We start from the raw sequence: 23,952 nt of genomic DNA, 5'->3' as shown, positions 1-23,952 counted from the left end.
CGGCGACCGTCCCGACCACGACGCCGTCGGCCCACCACGACGGCTCCGCGATGTACGTCCCCGAGGGCACGCCGGGCCTCGGCGACACGGTCCCGGTCCGGGTGCGCGTCCCGCGCGGCGCGGGCGTCCGGGACGTGTGGCTGCGCACGGTCCGCGACGGCGAGCCGCGGCTGTCGCCGGCGCGTCTCGACCGCTCCGACGAGCACGAGGACTGGTACGCCGCCGACGTGCTGGTCCACAACCCGGAGACGGGGTACCGGTTCTTCCTCGACGCCCCCGGCGCCGACGGGAGCAGCGGCTACCGCTGGCTCAACGGGCGCGGGACGTGGGAGCGCGACGTGCCCGACGCCGCGGACTTCCGCCTCACGGTCCACGACCCGGCGCCGTCGTGGATGGTCGACGGCGTCGTGTACCAGGTCTTCCCGGACCGGTTCGCGCGGTCCGACGCCGCGGGGCGCCGGGACCTGCCCGGCTGGGCGGTGCCCGCCGCGTGGGGCGACGAACCGCACGGCGGGGGGCCCGACGTCGGGACGCAGTACTACGGCGGTGACCTCGCCGGGATCGAGGAACGGCTCGACCACCTCGTCACCCTGGGCGTCTCCACGCTCTACACGACGCCCGTGTTCCCGGGACGGTCGAACCACCGCTACGACGCAAGCACGTTCGACCACGTCGACCCGCTGCTCGGGGGCGACGAGGCGTACGCGTCGCTGATCCGGGCCGCGCACGCGCGCGGCCTGCGGGTCATGGGCGACCTCACGACGAACCACACGGGCGTCGGTCACGAGTGGTTCTCGCGCGCCCTCGCGGACCCCGCGGCGCCGGAGCGGGATTTCTACTACTGGACCGAGGGCGACCCCGGGTACGTCGGCTGGCTCGAGGTCGCGTCCCTGCCGAAGCTCTCGTACGGCTCGGTCGAGCTCGCGGCACGGATGATCGACGGACCGGGCTCCGTCGTCGGGCGCTATCTGCGCGAGCCGTTCGGGATCGACGGGTGGCGCATCGACGTCGCCAACATGACGGGCCGGTACGGTGCCGAGGACCGCACGCTCGACATCGCGCGGAGGCTGCGGGCCACGATGGCCGCGATCAACCCCGACGCCGCGCTCGTCGCCGAGCACTTCCACGACGCCACGGGAGACCTCGCCGGCGACGGCTGGCACGCCAACATGAACTACTCCGCGTTCACGCGGCCGGTGTGGACATGGCTGTCGCCGGCCGGGTCGTCGGTGCCGTACCTCGGGCTGCCCGTGCGCACGCCGCGCCGCGGCGGCCGCTCCGTCGTCGAGACCATGCGGGAGTTCGACGCCGTGCACCCGTGGCGCGTGACGGCGTCGCAGTGGAACATGCTCGGCTCGCACGACACGCCGCGCCTGCGCTCGATCGTCGGCTCGCGCGAGCTCGTCGAGGTCGCGGCGACTCTCCTGCTCACGTACCCGGGCACGCCCGTGGTGTTCGCCGGGGACGAGGTCGGGCTCACGGGCCTCAACGGCGAGCACGCGCGCGCGACCATGCCGTGGGACGAGCCGGAGCGCTGGGACACCGCGACGTTCGACCACTACCGCTCGCTCATCGCGGTGCGCCGGGCGTCGTCCGCGCTGCGCTCGGGCGGGCTGCGATGGGTCCACGTGGACGACGACGCGCTCGTCTACCTGCGCGAGACGCCCGACGAGCGCGTGCTCGTCGCCGTCGCGCGCGACGTCTGGCCGGGGGTGCGCCTGCACCCCGCGGTCGTCGGGGCGGCGCGGGAGGCCGAGCACCTGCACGGTGGTCTCGACCTGTCCGTGCACGACGGCGCGTGGCGCCTCGCGAGCGACGGCCCGGCCGTGGGGGTCTGGCGGCTGCACTGAGGCGCCGTGGGTGCGACGGTCTCACGCGAAGAGGTGCGCGACCCGGTCCACGGCGTCGTCGTACTGCGCCCGGTCGAACGCGAACGGCCCGAGCCGGCCGTAGTCCCAGCGCGGCTGGTGCGGCTGGGAGAAGCCCGACCACGTGACGGTGTGCTCGTCGACGGCGATGGTCACCTCGAGCGGCCAGCACCCTGCCTCGTGGCAGTCGCACGCCAGGATCCACGCGTGCCCCGGCGCGGGCGTGCGACCTCGTCCGTACCAGTGCTGCGCCGCCGGCCCGTACCGGAAGAGCCCGGGCACGAGCCCTCCGTACGCGCCGGCTGGGGAGTAGCCGGCGGACGACTCCACGTCCCGGACGAGCGCCACGACCGAGCGGTCGTCGACGTAGGGCACCACCTCGACCACGTCGTCGACGGTGACGACCCGGAGCTCGAGCGCGTGCGCTGCACCCATACGGCCGAGGCTACCGCCCGCGCGTCGACCACACCCCGCCGAGACGTGAGCTTCCGCCCCTGTTCTGCCGAGATCCGGGGCCGTAGGTCACTTCTCGTCGGCACGGGCTCCGTGGCAGGATCGCGGACGTGCCCGTCGAGCGACTCGCGATCCTGTCGGACGTCCACGGCAACCTGTCCGCGCTCGAGGCGGTGCTCGCCGACGCCGCCTCGCGCGGCGTGAGCCGGGTGCTCAACCTCGGCGACATGGTCGGCAAGGGGCCGCGTGGCCAGGCCGTCGTCGACCGGTGCCGTGAGGCGTGCGACGTGAACGTGCGCGGCAACTGGGAGGACTTCCTGCCCGCGTCGCCGGACGACGGGCTCCCCGAGCACGTGTGGTGGCGCGACGAGCTGCGCCCGGACCAGCGCGACTGGCTCGCGGCCCTGCCGCTGAGCCACGACCTCGTCGTGTCGGGCCGGAGAGTCCGGCTCTTCCACGCGACCGCGGCCTCCGTGCACCGCAAGGTGTTCCTCCGGCACACGCCCGAGGAGTTCGCCGGGATGTTCGCCGCGACCGGGCTCACGGGCCCCGGACCCGAGCCGAGCGTCGTCGGCTACGGCGACGTCCACGACGCGTTCGTGCTGACCGTCGCCGGCCGCACCCTCTTCAACGCCGGGAGCGCCGGCAACCCGCTCGACGAGCCGACGCCGTCCTACGTGCTCCTCGAGGGGGAGGTCGGGTCTGGCGAGCCCGGCCCCTTCGCCCTCCAGATCGTCCGCGTGCCCTACGACGTCGAGGCGGAGATCGCCGTCGCGTACGACCTCGGTATGCCGCAGGCGGACGCGTGGGCGGGCGAGCTGCGCACCGCCGTCTACCGCGGCCGCGCGGACACTGCGTGACGGGAGCCCGGCAGAATCCCGGGATCAGCCGCCCGCGAGGTACGCGGAGAGCGTCGCGCGCCGCCGTGCGAGCACCGCCTCCTGCGCCTCGAACTGCGCAGCCCGCTCGAGAAGGTGAGCGCGCAGCTCGGGGCACATCTCGAGCCGAGGTCCCTTGCCCTGCGCGCACGGCAGGTACCGGCGGACGGCGATCGAGTCGAGCCCTGCCGCGAACAGTCCCTGGATCTGCTCGACGACGACCTGCGCGTCCGAGGCGTAGTGCCGGTAGCCGTTCGTGGTGCGCCGTGGGACGAGCAGGGCCTGCTCTTCGTAGTAGCGCAACGCGCGACGGCTGACTCCCGTCCGCTGCGACAGCTCTCCGATCAGCACCTGTCTCTCCCACGTCTCGTCGTCTTGACCCTGACACCGACGTGACCCTCTACGGTCACGGCATGTCCTGGACAACACCGGCCGAGCCGGTTCATTCCGCCGCCGCCCGTGGCCGCGTCATCGTCGTGCCCGGCTTCGGCGCCACGCCGGACGACCACTGGTTCCGTTGGCTCGCCGACGAGCTCGGCCGCCGAGATCTCCCGACCGACGTCGTGCGGCTGCCGGAGCCGGACGCGCCCGTCGCGGCAACCTGGGAGTCGGAGGTGGCACGGGTGCTCGGCGTCCCCCACGCGCGGACGTGGGTCGTCGCCCACTCGCTCGGGAGCATCACGACGCTGCGTGCGCTCGCCGCGCTCGCCCACCCGTGGGCTCTCGGCGGCCTCGTCCTCGTCTCGGGCTTCACGGGTGCGCTCGCCGCACTGCCCGCGCTCGACGAGTACCTCGCGGCCGACGTCGACATGGAGGCCGTCCGGGCGCGCACCGTGGTACGGGCCGTCGTCCGCTCCGACGACGACGCCATCGTCCCGCCTGCCGCGTCGGACGCGCTGGCGAGGCGACTCCAGGCCGAGGTGGTCACGGTGCCCGGCGCGGGGCACTTTCTCGCCGACGACGGTGCGACGAGCCTGCCGGTGGTTCGCGACCTCCTGCTGTCCGGGGTGCGTGCCACGACGGGGCTGCGTCCGGTCGCGTGAGACCGCGGTCGATACGCTGTGCCGGTGCAGACCTTCGAGCAGGGCGCGTTCGACCCCACGGTCGTCGGGACCTTCCCGCGCCCGGCCTCCGGCGAGGAGGGGACGGCGTCGTACACGGACGCCGACACCGAGCGCTGGTCCGTCGAGCAGCCCAAGTCCCGGGCCCGCACCCCGTTCGAGCGGGACCGCGCGCGCATCGTCCACTCCTCGGCGCTACGGCGCCTCGGCGCCAAGACGCAGGTGCTCGGACCGGGCAGCGACGACTTCGTCCGCACCCGGCTCACCCACACGCTCGAGGTCGCGCAGGTGGGGCGGGAGATCGGCAAGGCGCTCGGCTGCGACCCGGACATCGTGGACACCGCGTGCCTCGCGCACGACCTCGGCCACCCGCCGTTCGGGCACAACGGCGAGCGGGCGCTCGCTGACCTCGCGGTGGACATCGGCGGGTTCGAGGGCAACGCCCAGACGCTGCGCCTCCTCACGCGCCTCGAGCCGAAGGTCGTCACCGACGACGGCCGGCCCGTCGGCCTCAACCTCACGCGCGCGAGCCTCGACGCGAGCGTCAAGTACCCGTGGGGAGCCGGCGAGGGCCCGCCCCGCGCCGACGGGCGCGCGACCCACAAGTTCGGCGTCTACGAGGACGACCGCCCCGTGTTCGACTGGCTGCGTGCCGGCGCGCCCCGCCAGGTGAAGTGCCTGGAGGCGCAGGTCATGGACCTGGCCGACGACGTCTCCTACTCCGTGCACGACGTCGAGGACGCGGTCGTCGGGGGTCGCATCGAGCTCGCGGTGCTCGAGGACGCCGACGAGCGCGACCGGGTCGTGCGCGCCGTGCACGCCTGGTACGGCACCGCGCAGGACGCCGCCGAGCTCGAGGCGGCGATCGGTCGCCTGCAGAAGACCGGCCACCTCGTCACCGGGTTCGACGGCTCGCGCCGCGCGCTCGCCGCGCTCAAGGACGCGACGAGCCAGCTCATCGGGCGGTTCACCGGTGCCGCGCAGGAGGCCACGCGCGCCGTCTACGGCGACGGACCCCTCACGCGCTACGCGGCGCGGCTCGTCGTGCCCGACGAGACCGTCGCCGAGATCCTCGTGCTCAAGGGCATCGCCGTCGCGTACGTCATGGCTCCCCGCGAGCAGGAGCCGCTCTACCAGCGGCAGCGCGAGGTGATCGCGGACCTCGTCGAGGTGCTCGCCGACCGGGCGCCGCTCGCGCTCGAGCCGTCGTTCGCCGCGGACTGGCAGGAGGCGGCCGACGACGCCGCGCGCCTGCGCGTCGTCGTCGACCAGGTCGCGTCCCTCACCGACGTGTCGGCGATGCAGCTGCACGCGCGGCTCGTGCGTCCCCGCGACTGACGGCGTCGCGAGACGACCTCAGGCGTCGCTGCGCTCGGTGAGCCACGCATCGCTCGCGCGCTGCACGTCCGCGGCGGTCACCGAGTCCGCGACGGTGACGAAGTACCAGCGGTGGCCGAACGGGTCGCGCACCGCTGCCTGCCGGAACCCCTCGAACCAGTCCGCCGGCTCCGCGAGGCTCGACGCCCCCGCCGCGACGGCACGGGCGTACGCCGCGTCGGTGTCCGCGACCGGTACGGAGAACGACGCGTGCGTCGGCGCGCCGGGCTCGGGCGCCACCGAGTCGGGCGGGAACGCCTCCGCGACGGTGAACGTCGAGACGCCCGCCGCCGACGTGAGCCGCAGGTCCGAGTGGATCACCGCGTCGCCCGCCGTGACCACGTCGACCACCTCGGCGCCGAGCGCCGCCTCGTAGAACGCGATGGCCTCCCGTGCGCCGCTCACCGTGACGTTCGGGTGCAGTGCCGACATCTCCATGGTGTCCTCCTTCGCAGGGCGCCCCGTGCGGGGCGCGTCCGTGTTGTCCGGTGCTTGTCCCGAGCTCGTCCCGGGAGCACCATCCTCGTGTCGGTCGGTCGTGCCAGTCTTGGAGGAATGCGACAGGTGTTCGAACGCGAGCCTCCCGTCGGGGCGCGTCCCCCGACGACCTCCCTGCGCGGGATCGTCGACCCGGCCGCCGCGCGGCGCGGCTTCGAGCTCGTGCGGCTCGACCCGGCGCCAGACCTCGCGGACCTCGTCGAACGGCACTGGGTCGTGCGCTGGGACCTGCCGCCGGGGCAGTCGTTCACGCAGGTGATCGTCCCGCACCCCGTCGCCAACGTCGTCGCGGAGGCGTCCGGCTACGCCGCGCACGGGATCCCGCCCGGTCTGTTCGAGCGCACCCTCGTCGGGTGCGGCGCCGTCGTGGGCACGAAGCTGCGTCCGGGCGCCTTCCGCGTCCTCCTCGGGTCCCCGGACGCCGTGCGACCGGGCGCGCTCGTCCCGGCCGCGTCGTTCCTGGGCCCGACGGCGGACGCGGCCTCGCGCGCGGCCGTCACCCTGGCGACCGCGGGCCGTCTCGAGGACGCCGTCGCCGAGGTCGAGCCGCTCGTGCGCGCCCGCGCGCGCACGGTCCGCTCCGCCCGGACCGCCCGCGACCTCGAACGGGTCCAGGCGGTGATGACGGCGCTCGTGTCCGGCCGCCTCGGGCCGGGAGCCGGCGTGCACGAGCTCGCGGACGTCGTCGGGACCACGCCGCGCACGCTGCAGCGTCTGTTCGCCCGGTACGTCGGCGTGAGCCCCAAGTGGGTGCTGCAGCGGCACCGCGTGCACCTCGCCGCCGACCTGCTCGCGAGCGACCCCGCACACGACCTCGCGACCCTCGCGACCGCCGTCGGGTACTACGACCAGGCCCACCTCGGGACCGACTTCGTCCGCGCGACCGGGACCACCCCGGCGGCGTACGCCCGCCGGTGCGCGGCGTCGCGGACGGCGCTCGCGGAGGCGGTCGGCGCGGGAGCTGGCGTCGGTGCCGGAGCGGCCTCCGCGGTCCGCCCGGACGCATAGACTCGGGTCGTGGCAGGCCTGATCCGACGCGAGGACGTGGACGCCGTCCGCGACCGCGCACGGATCGACGAGATCGTCTCCGCGCACGTCACGCTCAAGTCCGCCGGCGTCGGATCACTCAAGGGACTGTGCCCGTTCCACGACGAGCGCTCCCCGTCGTTCCACGTGCGGCCCGGGGTCGGGCGCTGGCACTGCTTCGGGTGCGGCGAGGGCGGCGACGTCATCTCGTTCGTGCAGAGGATCGACGGCCTGACGTTCACCGAGGCCGTGGAGTACCTCGCCGACCGCGTGGGGATCCAGCTCCGGTACGAGGAGAGCGGGCACGGCGGGGGAGCGCCGCGGGCGCGCGAGGAGCCGGGCAAGCGCCAGCGCCTGCTCGAGGCCCACCGTGTCGCGGCGCAGTACTACACGGAGCAGCTCGTCGGCCCGGGCGCAGGCGCCGCGCGCGCGTTCCTCGCCGAGCGCAGCTTCGACCGGTCCGACGCCGAGCACTTCGGGGTCGGGTACGCCCCGACCGGTTGGGACAGCCTGCAGAGGCATCTCCAGGGGCGCGGGTTCACGCAGGCGGAGCTCGTCGCGTCGGGCCTCATGAGCCAGGGGCAGCGCGGGATCTACGACCGCTTCCGCGGGCGGCTCGTGTGGCCGATCCGCGACGTCACGGGCGAGATCGTCGGCTTCGGCGCGCGCCGCCTGTACGACGAGGACCAGGGACCCAAGTACCTCAACACCCCCGAGACGTCGCTCTACAAGAAGTCGAACGTGCTGTACGGCATCGACCTGGCGAAGCGGGAGATCGCGAAGCAGAAGCGCGTCGTCGTGGTCGAGGGGTACACCGACGTCATGGCCGCGCACCTGTCCGGCGTGACGACCGCCGTCGCGACGTGCGGCACGGCCTTCGGCACCGACCACGCGCGCATCGTCCGCCGCCTCCTGGGGGACACGACGGCGGGTGGTGGCATGCAGCTCGCGTCGGGCACGTCCGTCGGCGGCGAGGTGATCTTCACGTTCGACGGCGACGCCGCGGGGCAGAAGGCGGCGGTCCGCGCGTTCGGCGAAGACCAGCGCTTCTACGCGCAGACGTTCGTGTCCGTCGAGAGCAGCGGCATGGACCCGTGCGAGCTGCGCATGGCGCGCGGCCCTGATGCGGTGCGCGCGCTCGTCGACGGGCGGCAGCCGCTGTTCGAGTTCGTCATCCGCACCACGCTCGCCGGCTTCGACCTCGACACGGCCGAGGGGCGCGTCGGCGCGCTGCGCGCCGCGGCACCGATCGTCGCGGGCATCCGCGACGCCGCGCTGCGCCCCGAGTACGCGCGCCTCCTCGCCGGGTGGATCGGGATGGACGCTGACCGCGTCCGGCGCGAGGTCTCGTCGGCGAGCCGGCGCCCGACGCCCGGACCCGTCCGTGGCGCGCGCACCGACGACGCCCGGGCGGCCACGTCCGACGTCGCACCCGCCGTGCCGGCGATGCCCGCACCCGACCCGCGCGACCCCGTCGCGCGCCGCGAGCGGCTCGCGCTCGTCGCAGTCCTCCAGTACCCGCAGCACGTCCCACCGGTGTTCGACACGCTCGACGAGGACGCCTTCTCGGTGCCCGCCTGGCGCGCCGTGCACGCCGCGGTCCGGGCCGCCGGGGGAGCGCGCGAGGGCGCTGTCCTCGGCGCGGGTCGTTGGGTGGAGGCCGTCGTCGAGCAGGCCGCCGAGCCGGTCCAGGGCCTCGTCACCGAGCTTGCCGTCGCTCCACTCCCGGAGGACCGCGAGAGCGTCGTCGGGGGCTACGTCGCCGGGGTCGTGCGAGGGCTCGTGGACCTCGGGCTCACCCGCCGGATCGCCGACGCGAAGAGCCGGCTCCAGCGTCTCGACCCGTCGGCCGACGTCGCGGCCTACCAGGCGGCGTGGGCCCGCCTCGTTGCCGTCGAGGCCGAGCGGCGGACGCTGCGGGACGGCGAGATCGCCTGACGGTCCGCACGTGCATCTGGACGGAGCGAGGCGCGTGTCAGGACGAGGAAAGGGGCGCCGACCTGTGTCGACGCCCCTTCCGAAGGCTCCCGCGGTAGGACTTGAACCTACGACCGTCCGATTAACAGTCGGATGCTCTGCCAGCTGAGCTACGCGGGATCGGCCACGGATTTCACCGTGGTGAACGGGGAAAACTCTAGCAGGCTCAGAGGGGTAGTCCGGACGCCGACCGGACGCGGGACTCGGCCGCGTCGACCCGTGCGGCGACCTCCGGGTCGTCGAGATCGACCCCCGGTTCCGTGACGACCTGAGAGAACAGGCCGCCATCGGGATGGCGTCGCACGGCCACGCGCGCGGTGCGTCCTGCGGCGAACGTCACGGTCTCGGACAGGACGACGGAGGACTGGACCCGTTCGCGCAGCGTCTGGACGAGAGCGGTGCGTCGCGGGTCGGCGAGGCGCAGGTCGACGGGGTCGGAGCCGTCGACCCACGTGACGGAGATGGTCGACGACTCGGGCGCGTACGACGCCCGGTCCACGTCCGACCACGGACGTCTCAGCGTCACGGCGCCGGACGGGTCGCTCGTCACGAGCGTGCTGCGCGTCGCGACGACCCACGCGCCGTCCACGAGCTCCGCCGAAGCGAGCACGCGGTCGCCGGCGGGGATGTCGAGGGCGCGACGGACCGGGTCGGGGAGCAAGTGGCGGCGGAACCAGGGCACGGACTTACGGTAGCCGCTGAGCGGTCGGCACAGTGGCGACCGGCGCCGTGCCGGCCGCGTGCGGATCGACGGGGGACCACGCAGGGTCGCGGAGTGCGGGACAGTGCTCCGGGGTCGGGTGCCGCGCTGTCTCGATAATGCGATCGAGGGCGTCGCGTGCGGCACCGAGCTCGCTGATGGCTGCCGTGATGCGGTCACGCTCGGTGTGGAGCATCGCGAGCACCTCGGGAGAGCCGTGTCCGCTGTCGACGCACGGGAGGAGCTGCAGAACGGTCCGGCTGGAGAGTCCGGCGGCGAAGAACTGCTGGTCAGCCGGACGCGCTCGACCGCAGACGCCGGATAGGTACGTTGCCCGCTCGCGGTGCGCTCGGCGCCGAGCAGTCCTTGTTCCTCGTAGTAGTGCAGCGCCCTGGGACTGACCCCTGCCCGCTGCGCGAGATCACCGATCCGCATCGCCTCTTCTGACCGTTTCCGCCACGGACTTGCCCTTGACGTCAACGTGAGGTCCTTGCTTAGCGGTCGTCCCGGTGGAGCCGTCCGCGGAGCCGCCCGAATCGATGCCAAGGAGCACCACGATCATGCATGTCACCGACCAGGTCGCACTCGTCACCGGAGCGAACCGCGGGATCGGCCGCCAGTTCGTCCTGGAGCTGCTGGACCGTGGTGCCGGGCGCGTGTACGCGACCGCACGTCGACCCGAGACCCTCGACTTCGACGACAGCAAGGTCGTGCCCCTGCGTCTCGACCTTCTGGACCGCGCATCGATCGTGACCGCAGCCGCAGCGGCGCCGGACGTGACCCTGCTCGTGAACAACGCCGGCATCTCGACCGGCGCCGACCTCGTCACCGGCGACGTCGCCGACATCCGGCGCGAGATGGAGACCAACTTCTGGGGCCCCCTCGAGGTGATCCGCCAGTTCAGCCCGGTCCTCGCCGCGGGCGGTGGCGGCGCGATCGTCAACATGCTCTCCGCGTTGTCGTGGTTCGCCAGCCCGGGTACCGGCACGTTTGCGGCCACCAAGGCCGCGGTCTGGAACATGACGAACGGGGTGCGCCTCGAGCTCGCCGACCAGGGAACCCTCGTGCAGGGCGTGCTGCTCGGCGCGGCCGACACGGACATCTCGGCCGGTTACGACGGGCCGAAGATCGACCCGCGCGATGTCCCCCGGAGGTCCCTCGACAGCCTGGCAGAGGGGTCGATCGAGGTGGTCGTCGACGACTGGACGGCCATGGTGAAGGCCTCGCTCTCCGGGGACGCGGCCGCGTTCTACGCCCAGATCACCGAGCTCCTCGGCGCGAGCTGACGCGGCAGTCCGGGCTCGCCGGGCGGGACCACGTCCCGCCCGGCGCCGGGCTCACTGGCGGTCCGCGATGTGCGGGCTCGCGGGCCGCACGGCTCGCGATCGTCGCTGTGCCGACGGTCCGGCCTGGTGCCCCGTGCAGGACTTGAACCCGCGACCGAGAGATGATCGATCTCTTCCGGGATGCGTCGCCGCAGGTCAGGGCGTCGCTGCTACCGGTCTGCTACGCGCACGCCGTGCTCAGCCGAGGCCGGACGCCTTCGTCACCACCGAGCCGATCACTGCGCCGAGCACGTCCGTCGAGATGCTGAGCGCGCTGTCGGCAAGCCGGCGCAGCCGCGACCTCTCGTCCGGGTCCTCGACTCGGTCCGCAGCCTGGCGCAGTGCCTCGACGAACGCAGACACAGCGTCGTCGCTCGACGGGTGCAGGCCGGTCAGGAAGTACGCCTCACCCGCGAGGCTCTTGAATCGCATCGGGCCGGCCGCTGAGTTGATGGTGTCCACGAGGCCGCGCCGCTTCAGCGCAGCCGCCGCGAGCCGCACCTGGTCGCGTTCCATCCCGAGCAACGCCGCCACGGCGCTGATGTCGGGGATGGTGTCGCCGCCGTCCACGCGCCGCGCCACCTCGACCAGCACCGGGAAGTCCCGCTCCGCCCACACGTCCGCCAGCTTCTCCACCACGTCGCGCTCCCTCACCGTTCGACCCGCCCTGGTTTCGCGCACCGTACGCCGCGGCGCCCACACCACCCGCGGGGAGCGCACCGCGTGACCCTGGCCGGACGCCCCGACCCCGACGCGTTCACCGCGCCCGGCGGCGTGTTCGTGCCCGCCGCCGTCGCACGCCAGGCCGCGTACGAACTCTCCCGCCCCTCGCCGAGCTTGATTCGTGCCATTTGTGCTGTGTCTCTCGCGCGTGCTGCACGCGAGGGGCACCGCATGTGTGGGCGTCGTCAGATACGGTCACCGCGTGATCGATCGACGCTACAGCGCCGCGGAACTGCGGAAGATGGCTGACGAACTCGACGCCTTCATCGCTGCCATGGAGGAGCTCCAGGAGTGCACAGCCGTGTTCGCTCCTGGCGGGCCGGTGGGTCGCTGGCGCGTCCCACTCAAGGGACGCCAGAACGACTACGACTCCGTGAGTCGCAGGCTCGCGACTCTCGCCGGAACCGCTCAGATCGGTGCCGCCGTCACGAACTCGTTCATCCAGGTTAACGGCGTGGCTCGGCCTCTCAACCCGGTGGCCGCGTGGCAGAACTGCACACAGCCGAAGGCCCTGCTCGGCTCAGAAGACGTCCTCGGTGCGGCGCGCGCGGCTACCGCGCTCTTGCGCAACGAAGCCGGCCCACGCGAGCGGGAAGAACGGTCTCTAGCTGGCCGCCTTGCGGCGATCATCCGGTGGCCTTCACGGGTTCGCGAGCTCGCCGGTTTTCCTGCGGGCAGTCGCGCGGGCCGTGTGACCCAGTGGAGCGTGAGCGCCGTCTTGTTCGCACTCGTGACCGGCATCGTGTGTTCGGCCCTGTGGGCCATCATCGCTGGCGTGATCGGCCTCGCGTCCTGACATCGTCCTCAGGTCAGGGTGCTCCCCGTGACAGACGTCACTCCTCGCGCGGCACGCCGACGGCGTTCATCACGCGGCCCTCGCTATGCCCAGCCCGGCCCCCAGTCCTGGACGGCGGGACGCTCCGCCAAAGGGCATCGTCGGTTGCTGCAGCGGTCCGGCGTCGGGACGAACGAACTCGTCTCCTCGAACGCGCCAGTGTCGTCGAACCACAGGACAACCACGTTCGAATGGCACCTCGGGCATCGCGGTGCAAGCCACGTCTCGCGCTCTTCCCGCGTCAGTCGCGGCACGGCCCAACCCCTTAACTTTCGCAGCCGTGCCAGAGTGCAAGCCGCTCGACGCAGAATCTATGCCTCCCCACCAACACGACTTCACCCGGCACGGCGTGGGCGCGGTGCGGGATGATCCGGGGCAGCATCCACCTACCTCGAGGAGCGCACGATGACGACCGAACAGCCGACCACGCCCGACGCCGAGGACGGGGCCGTGTACCCGCACCGGCCCGCGCCGCGCCCGGTCGGACCGCCGAAGCCGCTCGTCGTCGAGCGTCCGAAGCCGGCCGCGTTCTTCATCGCGCTCGGGTTCCTCGGCGCGGTCCTCGCCACGTTCCTGATCGGGATCGGGATGCAGGAGAACAGCGCGGGCATCTATGCGAGCAACGACGGCGACGGGTTCCTCGTGGTCGGGATGGCTCTCGCGATCGCCACGCTCGTGTGCCTCGCGGTCGGCGTCTACCGGATGGTCGCGGCCTTCGACGCGATCGCTGCCGAGCGGTACAACTCCACGCTCGAGCGACGCTGACGCCGACCGTCGCCTGCTGGGTGCGGCCGAGGCGGTCCGCGATGGGGTACGTCTGGCGCACCCCATCGTCCACGCAGCACGACGGCCCGGACCTCGCGATAGGGTCCGGGCCGTCGTCGTTTGCGCCAGATTGCCACGCGCGCACGCACGTGTGCCTGGCTCCGTTCACCAGGCGTCCGGACCGACCACGCCGTGAGACGGGCACACGAGGTCGCGTTCGCCGCCGGCGACCGATGGTTCGATCGAGGGCCGTGAACGGAGCTCGCGGCCGCAGTGTGGGCAGATCCCGACGGCGAGGCGGACGACGTCCTTCGCTGGCGTGCAACCGTTCGGGCAGGTCGTGCCGAGCACGTTGTACGCGATGCCCTGGTGCGCGCTGATCCGTCTTATCCGGGCGGTCCCTGGCTCATGGCACGCCGGGCAGCGGTAGTCCCGGTCATTGTCGACAGCCGACATCGCGGCCTCCCCTTGTCGCGTTGTCGCGCCGGGTGCGCGACGGGCATGCGAGGACCGTACCGGCGCCCTCCCACAGCATGGGTCCGATCGCGCGTTCGAGGCTCCTGTTAACCGTTCGTTAGCACGACGCCCCGCCGACGCGGTGGCGACGGCGGGGCGAGAGGCACGTGCGGGGCGGAACCCGCAACGATCTAGTGTGGTGCCCCGTGCAGGACTTGAACCCGCGACCGAGAGATTATGAGTCTCCTGCTCTGACCAGCTGAGCTAACGGGGCGCGCGGCGATCTTAGCGCTCACCGGGTGCGCTCCGGTCGCTCCGACGGTCCCATGGAGTCATGGCCATCCGCGTGCGGCGCGTCTACGACGAGCCGTCCGACGACGACGGGTTCCGCGTGCTCGTCGACCGGCTGTGGCCCCGCGGGGTGAGCAAGGAGCGCGCACGGGCCGAGCTGTGGCTCAAGGACGTCGCGCCGTCGGACGGGCTGCGCCGCTGGTTCCACCACGAGGAGCCTCGCTTCGACGAGTTCGCGCGGCGCTATCGCTCCGAGCTCGACACCAACCCCGCGGTCTCCGACCTCCGGGAGGTGATCGCGTCCCATCTGGTCGTCACGCTCCTGTACGGCGCGAAGGACGAGGAGCACAACCAGGCGGTCGTCCTGCGCGACTACCTGGAGACCGGGACGCCCCCCGCCTCGTCCTGAGCGGTCAGCGAGCGCATCCCCGGGCGTGCCTCGAGCGGCCGGCTCTCCCGGCGCAGGTCCCGGTCGAGCGCGTGTCGCAGCCGCGGCCCGACCGGTCGTTCGACGAGCCGGTGGATCGCCAGCGCGAGCAGCAGGCACGTCGCCGTGGCGAGCGCGAGGGTGGCCCAGCCGGGCAGCGTGGGGTGCGCCGTCTCGATGACCCACCGGCCCCACGACGAGTGGACGAGGTAGAGCGGGTAGGTCAGGGCGCCGAGCGTCGTCGGCCATCTCCACGAGAGACGCGTCAGCGGCGTCATGGTCGCGGCGGCGACCACGACGAAGCACAGGACGATCGCGGTCCAGTACGTCGCCGGGCCGAGGGTGAGGTCGGTGCTGTTCTCGATCCGCACCGCCTGGATGCGTCCCGAGTGCGCGGCCGCGAGCGCGACGTCGAGCCCCAGCGCGAGCCACAGGACCGGTGAACGCGGTTCGCGCGTCAGCAGGAACAGCACCATGCCGCCGGCGAACAGCGGGGCGTCTGCCGCGACGAGGACGGTCGCCGCGAGCTCCGACCCCGACTGCGTCGCGATCGCCCCGGCGACGGGCCACAGCGTCACGAACGCGATCAGCCGGCCGCGGGTCAGACCGACCGCCAGGAGCGCCCCGACCAGCACGTAGAACCGCAGCTCGGACCAGAGGGTCCAGTAGACGGCCTCGACGTCCTCGATGCCGAACGCCCGCTGGACCATCGTGAGGTTCACGACGGCTTGCGGAAGGTCGACGTCGCGCCGCCCCGGCTCGACCAGCACGAGCAGCACGAGCGTCACCAGGACCGCGGCCCAGTACGCGGGGAAGAGGCGACCCGCGCGGGACGCGACGAAGCCGCGCACGTCGCGTCCCCAGGCGGTCATGAGGATGACGAACCCGCTGATGACGAAGAAGAGCTGCACCCCGAACGAGCCGAACGCCGCGACCTGCTGGACGCCGGGCATCACCTCGCTCGTGCGGCCGCCCCAGGCGTGGTGGTTGACGGCGACGAAGTGGTACGCCAGGACGGCCGCCGCGGCGGCGAATCGGAGCCCGTCGAGCGCGACGAGACGAGGGGGCGTCGTGGACATCCGCCGCACGTTACCAAACCGTGATGTGCGGCGGCCGGGGTCCGACGTCCGAAATGCGCGAAAGGGCTGAGGCTGCCAGAGTGTCGGGGCCGGATCACCCGGCGGCGCAAGGGGCGGCGTCCTGACGTGAAGGAGAATCCGTGGCACCGAGCATGAGCTCAGCAGGGAAGTCGGCCGCTCGCAGCGCCCAGGGGAGCAAGACGCTGGAGGTGTTGGCCCGCGCGGGGTACGCGATGAGCGGGGTGCTCCACCTCGTCATCGGGGTGCTGGCCGTCCAGGTCGCGACGGGCGGGGCGTCGAGCGAGGAGGCGAGCCAGACGGGTGCGCTCGCCGCCGTCGCCGAGACGCCCGGCGGCACGGCGCTCCTCTGGTTCGCGGTGGTCGCGTTCGCCGCGCTCGGCCTGTGGCAGGTGACGGTCGCCCTCAGCGGTGCGCTCGAGACGTCGGACCGTCTGAAGGCCGCGGGCAAGGCGATCGTCTACGTCGCGCTCGGCGTGCTGGCCGTGCAGGTCGTCTCGGGCGCGTCGAGCGGCTCGGGCCAGGAGGAGAGCTTCACGGCGCGCCTCATGCAGAGCCCGGGCGGCGCGCTGCTGGTCGGCGCCGTCGGCGTGGGGATCGTCGTGACCGGCGTCTACCACGTCGTCAAGGGATGGAAGAAGAAGTTCCTCGAGGACCTGCGCGGCGGTACGAGCGGCCATGTCGGGCGCGCGGTCGTCCAGCTCGGCCGGGTCGGCTACGTCGCGAAGGGCATCGCTCTCGGCGTCCTCGGCGCGCTCTTCGTCGTGGCCGCCGTGCAGAACGACCCGGAGCAGGCCGGCGGGCTCGACGCCGCGTTCGCCACGATCGTGGCGCAGCCGTTCGGCGCGGTGCTCCTGGTGGCCATCGGGCTCGGGTTCGCCGCCTACGGGCTGTACTCGTTCGCCCGGGCCCGCTACGCGCGCATGTGACGTGCGTCCCGGACGGGCCGAGACCCGTGGGTGCGGCCCGTCCGGGACGTCGGGCGGCGGTGCCGTCGTGGAAGAATGCGGGCATGGCGATGAGAGAGATCCGCACCATCCCCGATCCCGTGCTCCGCACGCCGTGCGACGAGATCACCACGATCGACGACCGTGTCCGGTCCCTGGTCGCGGACCTCGTCGAGACCGTGGATCACGACGGTCGCGCGGGTCTCGCCGCGAACCAGATCGGCGTCAACCTCCGCGCGTTCTCGTGGAACATCGACGACGAGATCGGCTACGTCCTCAACCCTCGGATCGTCGAGCTCTCCGACGACTTCCAGGACGGCGACGAGGGGTGCCTCTCCGTCCCGGAGCTGTGGTTCCCGACCCGGCGCGCCTGGTACGCCCGCGTCGTCGGCACGGACCTCGACGGCAACGAGGTCGTCGTGGAGGGAACCGAGCTCATGGCCCGCTGCCTGCAGCACGAGTGCGACCACCTCGACGGCATGCTCTACCTCGACCGCCTCGACCGCTCGGTCCGCAAGAAGGCGATGCGGGAGCTGCGCGCGCAGCTCTGAGGACGCGACCACGCTCCACGCGTCGTCGGGCACGTGCAGGCGCGCCCCGCGAAACTCTCGCGCAACCGTGCGCCGTCGTGCAAGATAGGCACGAGACACGCCGCGACGACCGTGTGACGCGCTGTGGAACCACCCTGGATGAGGACGTTGGGGAAGACGCAACCTCGACCTAGGGAGGCAGACATGGCCGGTGCCATCACCCGCGGTGTTCTCTACGTGCACTCAGCACCCCGTGCTCTGTGCCCGCACATGGAGTGGGCCGCCGGGAACGTCCTCGGCGTGCGCGTCTCCCTGGACTGGATCGAGCAGCCGGCGGCCCGCGGGCTGTACCGGGGCGAGTACTCGTGGCAGGGAGCGCAGGGCACGGGCGCGAAGCTCGCCTCCGCGCTGCGCGGCTGGTCCCACCTGCGGTACGAGGTGACGGAGGAGCCCAGCCACGGCGTGGACGGCGGGCGCTGGTCCCACACGCCCGACCTGGGGATCTTCTACGCCGCGACCGACGTGCACGGCAACATCGTGGTCCCCGAGGACCGCGTGCGCGCCGCGCTCGACCAGGCCAACGACCCGTGGGCCATGCGCGAGGCGCTGCACCTCGCGCTCGGGAAGGCCTGGGACGACGAGCTCGAGCCGTTCCGCTACGCGGGGGCGGGTGCTCCCGTTCGCTGGCTGCACCGGGTGGGCTGACCCACTGGCTGACCGGTCGTCCGCAGGGCGGAGCACCGGCACGACGACGCGAGGCCGCCTCCCAGCCGGGAGGCGGCCTCGCGTGCGTACGGGCTCGTGAGGGGGCGCCGTCAGACGCTCGTCACCGCGAGGGCGACGTTGTGGCCGCCGAAGCCGAACGAGTTGTTGAGCGCCACGACGTCGCCCGCGGGCAGCTCCGACGGCGTGTCGCGGACGAGCGGCACCTGCAGCTCGGGGTCAGGGTTCGCGACGTTGATCGTCGGGGGCGCGAGGCGCTCCGCGACGGCCTTGATCGTGAAGATCGACTCGAGCGCGCCGGCGCCGCCGAGGAGGTGCCCCGTCATCGACTTCGTCGCGGAGAGCTGGACGTGGTCCGCGTCCCCGCCGAGCAGCGTGCGGATCGAGCGGGTCTCGGTGAGGTCGCCGACCTTGGTCGAGGTCGCGTGCGCGTTGACGTGCACGACGTCGCGACCGGTGACCCCGGCCTCCTCGAGCGCGCGACGCATCGCGGCGACCTGGCCGCGGCCCTCGGGGTCGGGGGAGGTGATGTGGTAGGCGTCCGAGGAGAGCCCGACGCCCGCGAGCCGCGCGTAGACGCGCGCACCGCGCGCCGCGGCGTGCTCGGCGCTCTCCAGCACGACGACGCCCGCGCCCTCACCGATGACGAACCCGTCGCGGTCGACGTCGTAGGGGCGTGAGGCGCCCTGCGGGTCGTCGTTGCGCAGCGAGAGCGTGCGCGAGGCCGCGAAGGCGGCGATCGGCATGGGGTGGATCGTCGCCTCGGTCCCGCCCGCGACGACGACGTCCGCGCGACCCGCGCGGATCATGTCGACGCCGTAGCCGATGGCCTCGGCGCCGGACGCGCACGCCGAGACGAGCGCGTGCGCGCCGGCCCGGGCGCCGAGCTCGAGCGAGACGTACGCCGTGGGGGAGTTGGGCATGAGCATCGGGACGGTCATGGGCAGCATGCGGCGGGTGCCGCGCTCGCGCAACGTGTCCCAGCCGTCGAGCGTCGTCCAGATGCCGCCGATCCCGGACGACACCACGGTGCCGAGCCGGTCGCCGTCGACGTCGGGACTGCCCGCGTCGGCCCAGGCCTCGCGCGCCGCGATGATCGCGTACTGCGTCGAGGGGTCCATGCGCTTCATCTCGGGCCGCGCGAGGACCTCCTCGGGCTTGACCTTGATCGTCGCGGCGAAGGTCACGGGGATCTCGTAGCGCTCGGACCAGTCGTTGTCGAGCGTGCGCGCCCCGGACTCGCCGGCGAGCGCGGCCGCCCAGGTCGTGGGCACGTCGCCGCCGAGCGGCGTGGTGGCGCCGAGGCCGGTGACGACGACTTCACGGACGGCAGACATGGGAGCTCCTCGAAGGTGTTCGGTCGTCGGGTGGGCGGACGGGCCGGCGGGGTGGTGCCGGCCCGTCCGCACGGCCTGCCGGGCAGGCCGGGTGCTCAGGCGGCCTGGGCGCCCGTGATGTACGAGACGGCGTCGCCGACCGTGGTGAGGTTCTTGACCTCCTCATCGGGGATGCGGACCCCGAACTTGTCCTCGGCGTGCGTGACGATCGTCATCATCGAGAGGGAGTCGATGTCGAGGTCGTCGGTGAAGGACTTCTCGAGCGCGACGGCGTCGGTCGGCAGACCCGTCTCCTCGGCGACGATCTCCGCGAGGCCGGCGAGGACTTCCTGCTCGGTGTAAGCCATGGTTTCTCCTTGTCGTGGGTCCGGCGGACCGGTCCCGGTGGCGGTGCTCGGGCGGGCCCGAACGGTGGTGCGGTACTTGGTTGCGGTGTGGCCCGTCGGTCGACGACGAACCGCCCAGGGTGATTCTTCCCTACGGAAGGACGACCACCTGCGCCGCGTAGACGAGCCCGGCCCCGAAGCCGATCTGCAGGGCGAGGTCGCCGGAGCGGACCTGCCCGTCGGCGAGGAGCCGCTCGGTCGCGAGCGGGATCGACGCGGCCGACGTGTTGCCGGTCTCGACGATGTCGCGCGCGACGGCGACGGTCTCGGGCAGGCCGAGCTGCTTGACGAGCTGGTCGGTGATCCGCAGGTTCGCCTGGTGCGGGATGAAGGCCCGGATGTCGTGCGGTCCGACCCCGGCCTCGGCCATCGCCTTCGCGGCGACCGGCGCCATCTGGAAGCTCGCCCACTTGAAGACGGTCTGCCCGTCCTGGCGCATCGTCGCGAACCCGGCCTCGGGCTCCGCGCGCAGATCGGTCCAGGCGTGCGTCTGCCGGATCGCGGTCGCCCGGCTGCCGTCCGAACCCCACACCGTCGGGCCGATGCCCGGCACGTCGGACGGGCCGACGACCGCGGCACCCGCCCCGTCGCCCAGCAGGAACGAGATGGTGCGGTCCGTCGGGTCGACGAAGTCGCTGAGCTTCTCGGCGCCCACCACGAGGACGTGGCGGGCGACCCCGGAGCGGACCAGGGCGTCCGCCTGCGCTATGCCGTAGGCGTACCCGGCACAGGCCGCGGACACGTCGAAGGCCGCGGCGGGGGACGCGCCGAGCCGGTCGGCGAGCACGGCGGCGGCGGACGGCGTCTGGCGGAACCAGGTGATGGTCGCGACGATCACCGCGTCGACCTCCGCACCGGTCAGCCCGGCGGCGTCGAGAGCGCGCCGCGCGGCGGCCTCCGCGAGGTCGACGACGTCGACGTCGGCCCCCGCCCGGCGACGCGTGACGATGCCCGTGCGCTGGCGGATCCACTCGTCGGACGAGTCGATCGGCCCGGCGAGGTCGTCGTTCGTCACGACGTCCTCACCCCGAGCGGCACCGATCGCGAGGATGCGCGAGTGGGCGGGCCCGGTGGCCTGCCGCAGCGTCGGGCTGGTCACGCCCCGGCCCCCGCGGCGACGGAGTGCCGTGCGACGAGGTCGCGCGCCTTGTCGACGTCGGCGGGCGACTTCACCGCGACGGTCTCGACACCGGGCAGGGTGCGCCGCGCGAGGCCCGTGAGGACGCCGCCGGGAGCGAGCTCGAGGATCGCGGTGACGCCGAGCTCCGCGAGCGTCTCCTGGCACAGGTCCCACCGGACGGGCGCGGCGATCTGCGCGGTGAGGCGGCGCACGACGTCGCGCGCCTTGCCGTGGGCGCTGCCCTCGAGGTCGATGCGGCCGTAGGGCTCGCCGTCCGCGTTCGACAGGAACGGCAGGCGCGGGTCGTTCACGTCCCACGACGCGGCCACGGGCTCGAAGGCCTCCCGTGCCGACTGCATGAAGGGCGTGTGGAACGCCCCGGCGACCTGGAGGGGGATGACGCGCGCCTTGGCCGGCGGCTTCTCGGCGAGCGTGAGCAGGTGCTCGAGGGCGCCGGCGGCGACCACCTGGCCGCCCCCGTTGACGTTCGCCGGCCACAGTCCCGCCGCCTCGATGGCGGTGAGGACCTCGTCCGGGTCCCCGCCGACGACGGCGCTCATCCCGCTGGGGTTCGCCGCCGCCGCCTCGGCCATGAACCGTGCGCGGTGCGAGACGAGCCCGACGGCACCCGCGTCGTCGAGCACTCCCGCGACGGCGGCCGCGGCGAGCTCGCCGACGGAGTGGCCGGCCGTGACGTCGACGACGTCGGCGGCGTCACGGCCGTCGAGGATCTCGCGGAGCGCGACGAGCGACGACGCGACGATCAGCGGCTGCGCGACGGCGGTGTCCCGGATCGCCTCCGCGTCCGACGTCGTGCCGTGGGCGACGAGGTCGGTCTGGGCGGCCTCGCCGAAGGTGGCGAGGCGGTCGGCGACGCCGGACAGCTCGAGCCAGGGCGCGAGCATTCCGGGGGACTGGGAGCCCTGTCCAGGGCACAAGACGGCGAGCACCTGTCCACTGTGCCAACGCGGTGTCGGCGGACCACGTCACGACCCGCACCAACCTTGAGGGAGGCGTTTGTGCGGAACCTCCAAGGACGGCGCGAGGGCCTCAGCGCGGGACCGCGGCAAGCTGACCCAGCGCGAGCGCGACCTGGAGCACGAACGACTCGCGGGCGTCGAGCGGGTCCCAGCCGGTGATCTCCGAGACCTTGCGCAGGCGGTACCGCACGGTGTTGGGGTGCACGTACAGCGTGCGCGCGGCGGCCTCGAGCGAGCGACCCGTCCCGAGGTACGCCGAGAGCGTCTCGAGCACGGAGCCCGTGGCCTCGGCGAGCGGCCGGTACGCCTGCGTGACGAGCGTGCGCCGGGCGGTCGTGTCGCCCGTCAGGACGCGCTCGGGCAGCAGGTCGTCGGCGAGGACCGGGCGCGGTGCCTGGGGCCACGCGGGCGCGGCGCGCAGGCCCGCGAGGGCGGCCTGCGCGGACCGCCCGGCCTCCTCGAGACCGGCGACCGTGGGCCCGATGACGACCGGTCCGGGACCGAAGCGCGGGAGCAGGGAGGCGGCGGCGGCCTGCAGGTCGCCGTCGCCGCCGAGGACGAGCACCAGCCGGTCGCCGTGGATGCCGACGAGCGCGTCGCCCGCCGCGCGGCGCGTCGCCCGCCGGAGCTCGGCAGTGCGCACCTCGTCGAGCGTCGCGGTCGTCGTCCCCGCGATGACCAGCGTCGACCCGCGGCCTCCCCAGCCCAGCGCGGACACGCGCGAGCGCAGCGAGTCGTCGCCGTCGCCGCGCACGAGCGCGTCGACGACGAGTGCCTCGAGCCGCGCGTCCCACGCCCCGCGCACCTCGGCGGCCCGCGCGTAGACCTCGGCCGCCGAGAACGCGACCTCGCGCGAGTAGCGCAGGACCGCCTCGCGCAGGTCGCGCTCCCCGCCCGGGGCGGCAAGCTGGTCCGAGTGCGCCTCGACCACCTCGACGACGATCCGCACGAGCTGGAGCGTGTTCTGCAACGAGATGGAGCGCGTGAGCTCAGGCGGCGCCGCCGCGAAGATCTCGCTCACGCCGTGCGGCGGGGCCAGGGGGTCGGCGTACCAGGTGACGAAGGCGGTGATGCCCGACTGGGCGACGAGCCCGACGTACGAGCGGTCCTCGGCGGGCAGCTCGCGGTACCAGGGCACCTCCTCGTCGAGCCGCCGCAGCGCGGCCGCCATGAGCAGGCCGCTCCCGTCGCGCAGCCCCTGCAGGTTGTCCGCGTTGCCGGCGGCGCCGGTCGCGCGGGAGCGCCCGGAGGCTGTCGGGGAGGTGGCCGTCACGCGCCGAGCATACGGGCCGGTGTTGTGGACAGTCCACAAACCGTCCGGCGCGGGGACCCGCGGGAGGGCCGGTGACCCCGGCGGTCGGGTGAGCGTCCGGGGGAGCCGCTAGGGTCGTGGGCATGGCTCTGATGCCCCGCCTGCGCCAGCTCATGCGTCGCCCGACGTCCGCGTCGACGGTCGGCGCGCGCCGACCGAGGTCGGGAGAGAAGCGCGGCGACACCGTCCACGAGGACGCCCTGCGCGCGATGCTGGTCGACGACCCGAACGACGAGCGGGCGTTCGGCGCGCTCGCCGAGCTCGTGCGACGGCGTGCCGCCGAGGGGACCCAGGTGGACGACCCGCTCGCCGCACCGGCCGACGAGTCCGAGAAGCAGCGCGCCGCCGACCTCGCGGTGTGGGCGCTCGCCGAGGAGCTCGCGGGCCACCCCAAGGGATGGTTCCCCCTCATCGAGCTCGGCCGCCTCTCGCTCGACGACGACCAGGAGTCCGCGCTGCGCCGCTTCGCCACCGCGGCCGAGCGCGACCACACCGGGCGCGCCCTGGCCCAGTCGATGGAGGTGCTCCGCGACGCCGGACTGCCCGGTGAGGCGCTCGGGCTCGGCGTCGGGCACTGGCGTGCGCGCGAGCACGACCCCGAGGTCGGGCGCCAGCTCGTCCTCGCGGCGATCGAGGCGGACCGCGCGGTCGAGGCGCGGCACCACCTCGAGTCGCTCACGTCCTACGGCGACCCGGAGGCGGTCGCGCGCGTGCGCACCGAGCTCGAGCGCGCCGTCGCGCAGGCCGAGCAGCACCGCGCGGGCACGTAGGCGACCGCGTCCGCGCCGCACCCGCGCCACGCCGCGCTGCATGAGCTGCTGCACGACGACGGCCGGTCACCTCCCGCGGGGAGGTGACCG

At 73.4% G+C, this 23,952-nt stretch carries 25 protein-coding genes, 3 tRNA genes and 1 pseudogene; 14 read left to right on the top strand and 15 right to left on the bottom strand.

What is annotated here, in order from left to right; all coding sequences use genetic code 11:
- Positions 1-50: 50 nt before the first annotated feature.
- On the top strand, positions 51-1,850 hold the full coding sequence (locus tag AC4H2G_RS07390; protein WP_494365373.1) for a glycoside hydrolase family 13 protein: 1,800 nt from the start codon (positions 51-53) through the stop codon (positions 1,848-1,850).
- A gap of 21 nt (positions 1,851-1,871) precedes the next feature.
- Here the strand turns inward: AC4H2G_RS07390 and AC4H2G_RS07385 are convergent, their stop codons facing one another.
- The gene (locus tag AC4H2G_RS07385) at positions 1,872-2,303 is read right to left on the bottom strand and encodes a hypothetical protein (RefSeq protein WP_494365112.1); all 432 of its coding nucleotides are present in this window, start codon (positions 2,301-2,303) and stop codon (positions 1,872-1,874) included.
- 128 nt (positions 2,304-2,431) lie between these two features.
- On the opposite strand from AC4H2G_RS07385, the gene AC4H2G_RS07380 reads away from it, so the two are divergent.
- The gene (locus tag AC4H2G_RS07380) at positions 2,432-3,181 is read left to right on the top strand and encodes a metallophosphoesterase family protein (RefSeq protein ID WP_494365111.1); all 750 of its coding nucleotides are present in this window, start codon (positions 2,432-2,434) and stop codon (positions 3,179-3,181) included.
- Between the two features lie 24 nt (positions 3,182-3,205).
- On the opposite strand, the gene AC4H2G_RS07375 is transcribed toward AC4H2G_RS07380, so the two are convergent.
- The gene (locus tag AC4H2G_RS07375; protein ID WP_494365110.1) at positions 3,206-3,550 is read right to left on the bottom strand and encodes a MerR family transcriptional regulator; all 345 of its coding nucleotides are present in this window, start codon (positions 3,548-3,550) and stop codon (positions 3,206-3,208) included.
- 62 nt (positions 3,551-3,612) lie between these two features.
- On the opposite strand from AC4H2G_RS07375, the gene AC4H2G_RS07370 reads away from it, so the two are divergent.
- A complete protein-coding gene (locus AC4H2G_RS07370) occupies positions 3,613-4,242 on the top strand; it encodes an RBBP9/YdeN family alpha/beta hydrolase (RefSeq protein ID WP_494365109.1) in 630 nt (209 codons plus the stop codon).
- A gap of 24 nt (positions 4,243-4,266) precedes the next feature.
- Positions 4,267-5,598: a deoxyguanosinetriphosphate triphosphohydrolase gene (locus AC4H2G_RS07365; protein WP_494365108.1), complete on the top strand. Its 1,332-nt coding sequence runs from the start codon at positions 4,267-4,269 to the stop codon at positions 5,596-5,598.
- Between the two features lie 18 nt (positions 5,599-5,616).
- On the opposite strand, the gene AC4H2G_RS07360 is transcribed toward AC4H2G_RS07365, so the two are convergent.
- On the bottom strand, positions 5,617-6,075 hold the full coding sequence (locus AC4H2G_RS07360) for a VOC family protein (RefSeq protein ID WP_494365107.1): 459 nt from the start codon (positions 6,073-6,075) through the stop codon (positions 5,617-5,619).
- Between the two features lie 117 nt (positions 6,076-6,192).
- On the opposite strand from AC4H2G_RS07360, the gene AC4H2G_RS07355 reads away from it, so the two are divergent.
- Both AC4H2G_RS07355 and dnaG read left to right on the top strand, forming a co-directional pair.
- Positions 6,193-7,143, top strand: coding sequence for an AraC family transcriptional regulator (locus AC4H2G_RS07355; RefSeq protein WP_494365106.1), 951 nt, complete (start codon positions 6,193-6,195; stop codon positions 7,141-7,143).
- 9 nt (positions 7,144-7,152) lie between these two features.
- The gene (gene dnaG, locus AC4H2G_RS07350) at positions 7,153-9,099 is read left to right on the top strand and encodes a DNA primase (RefSeq protein WP_494365105.1); all 1,947 of its coding nucleotides are present in this window, start codon (positions 7,153-7,155) and stop codon (positions 9,097-9,099) included.
- Positions 9,100-9,185: 86 nt separating this feature from the next.
- Here the strand turns inward: dnaG and AC4H2G_RS07345 are convergent.
- The 3 genes and pseudogenes from AC4H2G_RS07345 to AC4H2G_RS07335 all read right to left on the bottom strand — a co-directional run.
- Positions 9,186-9,258: transfer RNA gene (locus AC4H2G_RS07345), tRNA-Asn, on the bottom strand.
- A 46-nt stretch (positions 9,259-9,304) separates the two neighbouring features.
- The gene (locus AC4H2G_RS07340; protein ID WP_494365372.1) at positions 9,305-9,820 is read right to left on the bottom strand and encodes a hypothetical protein; all 516 of its coding nucleotides are present in this window, start codon (positions 9,818-9,820) and stop codon (positions 9,305-9,307) included.
- 369 nt (positions 9,821-10,189) lie between these two features.
- Positions 10,190-10,273 (bottom strand): annotated as a pseudogene (locus AC4H2G_RS07335) (MerR family DNA-binding transcriptional regulator); the annotation flags it as partial.
- 125 nt (positions 10,274-10,398) lie between these two features.
- On the opposite strand from AC4H2G_RS07335, the gene AC4H2G_RS07330 reads away from it, so the two are divergent.
- On the top strand, positions 10,399-11,124 hold the full coding sequence (locus tag AC4H2G_RS07330; protein ID WP_494365104.1) for an SDR family oxidoreductase: 726 nt from the start codon (positions 10,399-10,401) through the stop codon (positions 11,122-11,124).
- A gap of 124 nt (positions 11,125-11,248) precedes the next feature.
- On the opposite strand, the gene AC4H2G_RS07325 is transcribed toward AC4H2G_RS07330, so the two are convergent.
- Positions 11,249-11,326: transfer RNA gene (locus AC4H2G_RS07325), tRNA-Ile, on the bottom strand.
- A gap of 35 nt (positions 11,327-11,361) precedes the next feature.
- Positions 11,362-11,883, bottom strand: coding sequence for a hypothetical protein (locus AC4H2G_RS07320; protein WP_494365103.1), 522 nt, complete (start codon positions 11,881-11,883; stop codon positions 11,362-11,364).
- Between the two features lie 205 nt (positions 11,884-12,088).
- On the opposite strand from AC4H2G_RS07320, the gene AC4H2G_RS07315 reads away from it, so the two are divergent.
- Both AC4H2G_RS07315 and AC4H2G_RS07310 read left to right on the top strand, forming a co-directional pair.
- Entirely contained in the window at positions 12,089-12,682 is a 594-nt protein-coding gene (locus AC4H2G_RS07315; RefSeq protein WP_494365102.1) for a hypothetical protein, read from the top strand.
- A gap of 444 nt (positions 12,683-13,126) precedes the next feature.
- Positions 13,127-13,486 carry a hypothetical protein gene (locus tag AC4H2G_RS07310; protein WP_494365101.1) on the top strand — a complete coding sequence of 120 codons (360 nt, stop codon included), beginning with the start codon at positions 13,127-13,129 and terminating at the stop codon, positions 13,484-13,486.
- A 653-nt stretch (positions 13,487-14,139) separates the two neighbouring features.
- On the opposite strand, the gene AC4H2G_RS07305 is transcribed toward AC4H2G_RS07310, so the two are convergent.
- Positions 14,140-14,216: transfer RNA gene (locus AC4H2G_RS07305), tRNA-Ile, on the bottom strand.
- Between the two features lie 60 nt (positions 14,217-14,276).
- On the opposite strand from AC4H2G_RS07305, the gene AC4H2G_RS07300 reads away from it, so the two are divergent.
- Entirely contained in the window at positions 14,277-14,642 is a 366-nt protein-coding gene (locus tag AC4H2G_RS07300) for a DUF488 domain-containing protein (protein ID WP_494365100.1), read from the top strand.
- Here the strand turns inward: AC4H2G_RS07300 and AC4H2G_RS07295 are convergent.
- The gene (locus AC4H2G_RS07295; RefSeq protein ID WP_494365099.1) at positions 14,606-15,739 is read right to left on the bottom strand and encodes an acyltransferase family protein; all 1,134 of its coding nucleotides are present in this window, start codon (positions 15,737-15,739) and stop codon (positions 14,606-14,608) included. The genes AC4H2G_RS07300 and AC4H2G_RS07295 overlap by 37 nt on opposite strands.
- Positions 15,740-15,879: 140 nt before the next feature.
- On the opposite strand from AC4H2G_RS07295, the gene AC4H2G_RS07290 reads away from it, so the two are divergent.
- The 3 genes from AC4H2G_RS07290 (at position 15,880) to AC4H2G_RS07280 (ending at position 17,939) form a co-directional block, all read left to right on the top strand.
- Positions 15,880-16,686: a DUF1206 domain-containing protein gene (locus AC4H2G_RS07290; protein WP_494365098.1), complete on the top strand. Its 807-nt coding sequence runs from the start codon at positions 15,880-15,882 to the stop codon at positions 16,684-16,686.
- 83 nt (positions 16,687-16,769) lie between these two features.
- Positions 16,770-17,255 (top strand): peptide deformylase, encoded by a 486-nt coding sequence (gene def / locus AC4H2G_RS07285; RefSeq protein ID WP_251151550.1) that lies wholly within the window; start codon positions 16,770-16,772, stop codon positions 17,253-17,255.
- 183 nt (positions 17,256-17,438) lie between these two features.
- Positions 17,439-17,939 carry a DUF3145 domain-containing protein gene (locus AC4H2G_RS07280; RefSeq protein ID WP_494365097.1) on the top strand — a complete coding sequence of 167 codons (501 nt, stop codon included), beginning with the start codon at positions 17,439-17,441 and terminating at the stop codon, positions 17,937-17,939.
- Between the two features lie 110 nt (positions 17,940-18,049).
- Here the strand turns inward: AC4H2G_RS07280 and AC4H2G_RS07275 are convergent, their stop codons facing one another.
- From AC4H2G_RS07275 to AC4H2G_RS07255, 5 genes are all read right to left on the bottom strand, one after another.
- Positions 18,050-19,294, bottom strand: coding sequence for a beta-ketoacyl-[acyl-carrier-protein] synthase family protein (locus tag AC4H2G_RS07275; RefSeq protein WP_494365096.1), 1,245 nt, complete (start codon positions 19,292-19,294; stop codon positions 18,050-18,052).
- A gap of 95 nt (positions 19,295-19,389) precedes the next feature.
- A complete protein-coding gene (locus tag AC4H2G_RS07270; protein ID WP_251151547.1) occupies positions 19,390-19,641 on the bottom strand; it encodes an acyl carrier protein in 252 nt (83 codons plus the stop codon).
- Positions 19,642-19,771: 130 nt separating this feature from the next.
- Positions 19,772-20,779, bottom strand: a complete 1,008-nt coding sequence (locus AC4H2G_RS07265; RefSeq protein ID WP_494365095.1) for a beta-ketoacyl-ACP synthase III — start codon at positions 20,777-20,779, stop codon at positions 19,772-19,774.
- A complete protein-coding gene (locus tag AC4H2G_RS07260; protein WP_494365094.1) occupies positions 20,776-21,750 on the bottom strand; it encodes an ACP S-malonyltransferase in 975 nt (324 codons plus the stop codon). Before AC4H2G_RS07260 ends, AC4H2G_RS07265 begins: the two co-directional genes overlap by 4 nt.
- Positions 21,751-21,850: 100 nt before the next feature.
- Complete coding sequence (locus tag AC4H2G_RS07255; protein WP_494365371.1) at positions 21,851-22,984, bottom strand: PucR family transcriptional regulator; 1,134 nt, start codon at positions 22,982-22,984, stop codon at positions 21,851-21,853.
- A gap of 191 nt (positions 22,985-23,175) precedes the next feature.
- Here AC4H2G_RS07255 and AC4H2G_RS07250 point away from each other — a divergent pair, with 191 nt between their 5' ends.
- The gene (locus tag AC4H2G_RS07250; protein WP_494365093.1) at positions 23,176-23,862 is read left to right on the top strand and encodes a hypothetical protein; all 687 of its coding nucleotides are present in this window, start codon (positions 23,176-23,178) and stop codon (positions 23,860-23,862) included.
- The last annotated feature ends 90 nt before the right edge of the window (positions 23,863-23,952 follow it).

It is taken from the genome of Cellulosimicrobium sp. BMG9.23 (genome assembly GCF_059159985.1).
This window is presented reverse-complemented; position numbering and strand designations above follow the sequence as displayed.

Excerpts from the sequence above, each read along its gene's own strand:
- AC4H2G_RS07355 (WP_494365106.1), top strand. The coding sequence starts at position 6,193 with ATGCGACAGGTGTTCGAACGCGAGCCTCCCGTCGGGGCGCGTCCCCCG.
- AC4H2G_RS07385 (WP_494365112.1), bottom strand. The coding sequence starts at position 2,303 with ATGGGTGCAGCGCACGCGCTCGAGCTCCGGGTCGTCACCGTCGACGAC.
- def (WP_251151550.1), top strand. The coding sequence starts at position 16,770 with ATGGCGATGAGAGAGATCCGCACCATCCCCGATCCCGTGCTCCGCACG.
- AC4H2G_RS07330 (WP_494365104.1), top strand. The coding sequence starts at position 10,399 with ATGCATGTCACCGACCAGGTCGCACTCGTCACCGGAGCGAACCGCGGG.
- AC4H2G_RS07360 (WP_494365107.1), bottom strand. The coding sequence starts at position 6,075 with ATGGAGATGTCGGCACTGCACCCGAACGTCACGGTGAGCGGCGCACGG.
- AC4H2G_RS07280 (WP_494365097.1), top strand. The coding sequence starts at position 17,439 with ATGGCCGGTGCCATCACCCGCGGTGTTCTCTACGTGCACTCAGCACCC.
- AC4H2G_RS07275 (WP_494365096.1), bottom strand. The coding sequence starts at position 19,294 with ATGTCTGCCGTCCGTGAAGTCGTCGTCACCGGCCTCGGCGCCACCACG.
- AC4H2G_RS07250 (WP_494365093.1), top strand. The coding sequence starts at position 23,176 with ATGGCTCTGATGCCCCGCCTGCGCCAGCTCATGCGTCGCCCGACGTCC.
- AC4H2G_RS07310 (WP_494365101.1), top strand. The coding sequence starts at position 13,127 with ATGACGACCGAACAGCCGACCACGCCCGACGCCGAGGACGGGGCCGTG.
- AC4H2G_RS07390 (WP_494365373.1), top strand. The coding sequence starts at position 51 with ATGTACGTCCCCGAGGGCACGCCGGGCCTCGGCGACACGGTCCCGGTC.
- AC4H2G_RS07270 (WP_251151547.1), bottom strand. The coding sequence starts at position 19,641 with ATGGCTTACACCGAGCAGGAAGTCCTCGCCGGCCTCGCGGAGATCGTC.
- AC4H2G_RS07295 (WP_494365099.1), bottom strand. The coding sequence starts at position 15,739 with ATGTCCACGACGCCCCCTCGTCTCGTCGCGCTCGACGGGCTCCGATTC.
- AC4H2G_RS07370 (WP_494365109.1), top strand. The coding sequence starts at position 3,613 with ATGTCCTGGACAACACCGGCCGAGCCGGTTCATTCCGCCGCCGCCCGT.
- AC4H2G_RS07300 (WP_494365100.1), top strand. The coding sequence starts at position 14,277 with ATGGCCATCCGCGTGCGGCGCGTCTACGACGAGCCGTCCGACGACGAC.